This is a genomic window from Neobacillus drentensis (assembly GCF_036966985.1).
In the GTDB taxonomy this organism is placed as follows: domain Bacteria; phylum Bacillota; class Bacilli; order Bacillales; family Cytobacillaceae; genus Neobacillus; species Neobacillus drentensis_E.
On the sequence record NZ_JBALSN010000791.1, the window covers coordinates 1 to 2,779 of the forward strand.

2 protein-coding genes are annotated in these 2,779 nt (G+C 43.4%); both read right to left on the minus strand.

Going from position 1 to position 2,779, the window contains the following annotated elements:
- Positions 1 to 53 precede the first annotated feature (53 nt).
- Entirely contained in the window at positions 54 to 470 is a 417-nt protein-coding gene (locus V7659_RS31775) for a DUF6220 domain-containing protein (RefSeq protein ID WP_335543948.1), read from the minus strand.
- A gap of 292 nt (positions 471 to 762) precedes the next feature.
- Entirely contained in the window at positions 763 to 2,745 is a 1,983-nt protein-coding gene (locus V7659_RS31780; RefSeq protein ID WP_335543949.1) for a M6 family metalloprotease domain-containing protein, read from the minus strand.
- Positions 2,746 to 2,779 lie beyond the last annotated feature (34 nt).

Genomic DNA, 2,779 nt, shown 5'->3' on the forward strand with positions numbered 1-2,779 from the left:
ATTAAAAAGACACTAAAAATGGATATTAGTGTCTCTTCAGTATTAGAAGATAGTTAAACGTTTTCAATAGGCTTTTGGATAAATGTCATCCGCCATGCTTTTCTATGCAAAGTGATCGACAACCAGAAAAACATCACAGCGATCACAGGGTGAGCGGCAGCTGCCCAAGGTAATATAGATGTAATATTCGCCGTGAAATACATTACGAAAATCAGTCCAAAAAGTACAAGACTTTGCCACATAGCCCAACGAGGCAATTTTCCTACAAACGACATCACTAGCATTAAAACAGGAATAACCTCAAATAAGTGCACGAATCCTTCATGGAATGCCCAATTGCTAGGATTCACAAAAACAGCTAAGCCTGCCAAAAACACCTGTGCAACAATACAACAGACAAACAGGCTACATAATAAAGCAAAACTAATCTTTCCTACACGAAATCTTTGTGGTTCATCTTTTTTCTCCATTTATTATTCCCCCTATCCAACCCATAATTCCAGTTTAACAAGTTTTTCATAGGGCCAATATGAACCGGAGGTGTATATTATTCTAAGTCTGTGGTCTTATCTAAGGAGACGATTGTTCCTCTTGAAAGAAGGGGATGTTCCAGCTCGTACTGGGTAAAGAAAGTTTTCAGAGGTTCAATTTACCGCTACAACGAAAATATCGGTCCAAGCGGCAATGAAACTATTGGTCATAAGCACTCAAGCAAAAATAGAGACTGGCTCCCCAGTCTCTATACGAAATATAACAGGTTTGTTACTTCACCCCGCCAGGGCCTACCCGACGACTTACTGTCTCGGTTTTAGATGGGTCAGTCTCTGATGTACTAGTGAAAGTAAGGCTTGTTGGGGCTGGCTCAGGGGAGGTTTTACTTGCTGCCGGTATTTTTACGAAAACAGGTACAGTTACGGTTTGACCGGTTTCTACCTCAATTACATTATTCTGGGTCCTTAGTTCCCAACCTGCATCTATTTTGGCATTAAGGCGGATAAGATCGGTCGCTGATCCAGTGTTTGTCACATTGAAATAATAAACAGCAATCCTGCCTGGTGCAGCTTTTTCCATCTTCCCAACTGCAGCAGTTACTCCGCGTTTAAACGAACCAGCGCCATCCATATTTCGTACGGCTAAACGATAGGAAAGTGCGCCTTGTTTGTCATACTTCTTTCCTAAAATATAAAAGTGAAGTCGGTTAGCTTCATCTTTGTACTCACTTACAATACCTTCACCAGTTCCAGCTTTGAAAAGAGAGTCGGCTAGCTGTTGGAAATCACCGACAGACATCTTGGCAACGCTTCCGTCCGGCCGTGTGAAATCGATTTGATTAATATCTTCTTTATGAGAATCGACTACCCAGATATTTGGTGCGGACTCGCTGTTCTTTGTTTTGGCTAAAAGGACACCCGAATCAGGGACAAAGGAGTCAAAGCCTACTCGGTCTACCACTTCAACAGTGTAGTTATTGTACCATTGTGCTCCTCGCTGCATATCGGCACGCCAATCGTCATTCAATGAGTTCACTGGTGTTAGATCCTCCATACTAATGTTAATACCGTGAATCGCAGAACGACCAAATTCACTGCCAGCTGGTACCTCACGTGCAAGAATATCAGTGAATACTGGACCTGTAGTTGCTAATTCGTCGCGGTTTAGATTAAGATATTGATCCTCTGACAGAAAGCCCTGTTTGATTTTATTACGAAGCATATGATGGGATGGGGCCGATGCACCTAAAGGTGATGGAACCATCCAGCGTGTGTGAGGTCCACCAGGACCATTAAAGCTTCCGCGGCTCATTAACTCCCATGGTCCTGAGTAAGACCTGGAAACAGGAGTACCATACGGATTATTATAGTTATCTCCAAGACTCATAATATGGCCGAACTCGTGAGCAAACGTACCCATACCATCATTTTCACCTTGAATAGAGGTTCCGCCGCCGGCGCTTGACCAAATGCTCTTGGCAGCATACCAGGATGTCCATGGTATATAGCGGGTTTTGGCAGAGTTTGGCATTCCATCAACATTTGGACCAAATGGTGCAGTTACGGAATCTTGGTTTTGAAACTTCATCTCCCCTAATTCCTGCCAGACACCTGATTCATCATAACCGGCATGGATGACAAACCTGAAGTCAAACGTTTCACCAGATGCAGCTATATCGGCTGACGCTTTTTGAACGGCTTCACTCCGTAGATTTCTAGGTGTGGATCCCGGGGGCATATTTACTTGCTGTCCGAATTCATTCAGACCATATTCGTATTCGTTCCCATCCATTTTATAGGGGCCGAATGCTTTGAGTTCAATCTTCCATTTTCCGAAAGAATTTTCTCGCCAATACTCATTTACGGTTCGATAGTTGTTCAATGCTGAAGGTTTATTGAGGAAGTCTTCCCAGAACTTTGGAATCTGATCGCGTGGAATATTTCCAGTCCCAATCGGGTTACCGGCGATTTCCGACCCTTCTGGCTGGCTTAAAATAAATTCTCTGTCTTGGAAATCTACTATAATTAATGCACCCTTAATAACTCTTTCCGGCTCAATGTCTGAAGTCTGCCAGTTGATTCCAGGTACGGGGCGGTAATCGCTCCATGCCATATCGCGGGGCAGGACCCAGGATTGTGAATCAACTGGTTCAGGGAATTCCGTTAATCCTGGTTTTTCTGCATACGCGGTTGTTGACACTGCTAATAGTATTAAACCTACCAAAAAGCTGAGAGACCTTTTAATTTGCCTCACAAAACCAACCTCCTAAAGTGTATTTCTGTACAGG

What these genes read in the sequence shown, in the direction of transcription:
- V7659_RS31775 (WP_335543948.1), bottom strand. Translation starts at nt 470, where the DNA reads ATGGAGAAAAAAGATGAACCACAAAGATTTCGTGTAGGAAAGATTAGT.